Source organism: Methylomonas sp. BG-2, assembly GCF_057766305.1.
Window position 1 is genome coordinate 1 of the sequence record NZ_JBYMAP010000455.1, and the last position, 1,526, is coordinate 1,526.

The 1,526-nt window shown below is 48.4% G+C and carries 2 protein-coding genes; one reads left to right on the forward strand and one right to left on the reverse strand.

Annotated features, from left to right (window positions below):
* Window positions 1-266, forward strand: a 266-nt coding sequence (locus AC3B8H_RS21220) for a type I restriction enzyme endonuclease domain-containing protein (RefSeq protein WP_488443491.1), incomplete at its 5' end; no start/stop codon positions are given.
* Window positions 267-465: 199 nt separating this feature from the next.
* Here the strand turns inward: AC3B8H_RS21220 and AC3B8H_RS21225 are convergent.
* A partial coding sequence (locus AC3B8H_RS21225; protein ID WP_488443492.1) for a transposase occupies window positions 466-1,526 on the reverse strand: 1,061 nt, incomplete at its 5' end.

Here is a 1,526-nt window from a genome sequence, read left to right on the forward strand (position 1 = left end):
CCTTCTACACGGCGGTCGCCAGCAATGACAGCGCAAAACAGCTCATGCAACACGATCAGTTAAGGGAATTGGCGGTTGTTTTGACGCAAAAAGTGAAAGAGAATGCCTCAATTGATTGGACGATCAAGGAAAGCGTTAGGGCGAAATTGAAGGTCATCATCAAGCGACTTTTGCGGCAATACGGCTATCCGCCGGACATGCAGTTATTGGCAACTGAAACGGTTCTCAAACAGGCTGAAATGATTGCCAATGAAATAGCCGCTTAATTTAATAGATGGCCTGCAGCTAGTGTCCACTTATAATCAGGTGGACACTTATGAAGGAGCACACTACTCGCCGCTTATCGCGCCCATTGATTGCAGGACACGGGCAAGATGGCCGATGTCTTTATGATCTGGAAGCTAAACGGGAGTTGGTCCGAATCTGGATGACCGTAAGGATTCTTACGAAAATGGGAAATAGCGGCTAAGCTAATTCCATTTTGTCTTCGTTCCTCACGAGTTCAAGCTGCACGTCATAATCTATCGGCCCAGCCTCGCTATCCCGTAACTCATACATACCGAATCGACTGGGGTGCTGCCGATACGGACTCAACGCCCGCAAAATGTCTGGCGTCAATGCCATGCCATCATCTTGCATTTCCTTCAGCGCCTCCGTCATGCTCTTACAATTGTGGAAGATCAGCAGATTGGCGATCAGATGATTATATTTGATGACTTTCAGTTGCTCGTCCCGTACATTTTCCTGAATCAAGTCAGAAGCAAAGTAGACCCACTGGGCGAACTTGTTAAAACTCTCGCATCGATTCGTTGCGCTCTGAATGAGGCGTCGCAACTCTTCGCTATTCACGTATTCCAGAAGAAAGCAGGTTCGGACAACCCGACCCAGTTCCCGAAATGCGTAATATAATTTGTTTTTCCGACTGGCAGTGCCGAGCTTACGCAGGATCGTCGAAGGTGCGATGCGGCCAGCCTTGATCGACAGCGCAATCTGTAACATATCCGGTAGATGCCGGGCAATCAACTCCCAATTGATATTGTCCTTGGTGAATAACTCGTCAATATGGTTGTAACTTGCTTCTGATGTGGGCTTGTAGCACTTCAAATCTTTCCAGTTTCGGATACGCGGCATCAATTTGATGCCCAACAGATAAGCAAGACCGAATACTGGCGTACTTTGCGCCTGTGTATCGCCATGCAGCGTATCCGGTTGGATGTCGGATTTGTTTTTGGTCAGTCCGTCAAGAATATAGATCGCCTCCCAAACGCCGCAAGGGATAAAATGGGAAAACAGGGCAATGTAAGTGTCACTGACATGGTAGTAAGCGACACCACCCCAGCTACCGTAGCGGATGTGGTACTCCGACAGCAGATTGTTCTCGTAGAGATCCCACTTGGTGCCGTCGGCACCAGCACGCTTTGCATCTCCCCAAAGCTTGGGTAGCCAGAAGCGATTATAGGCATTGATCACTTCACATATCGTTGCTTCGAGTTTTTCTGTCGTCACATGCCGTTGATTGACGAATG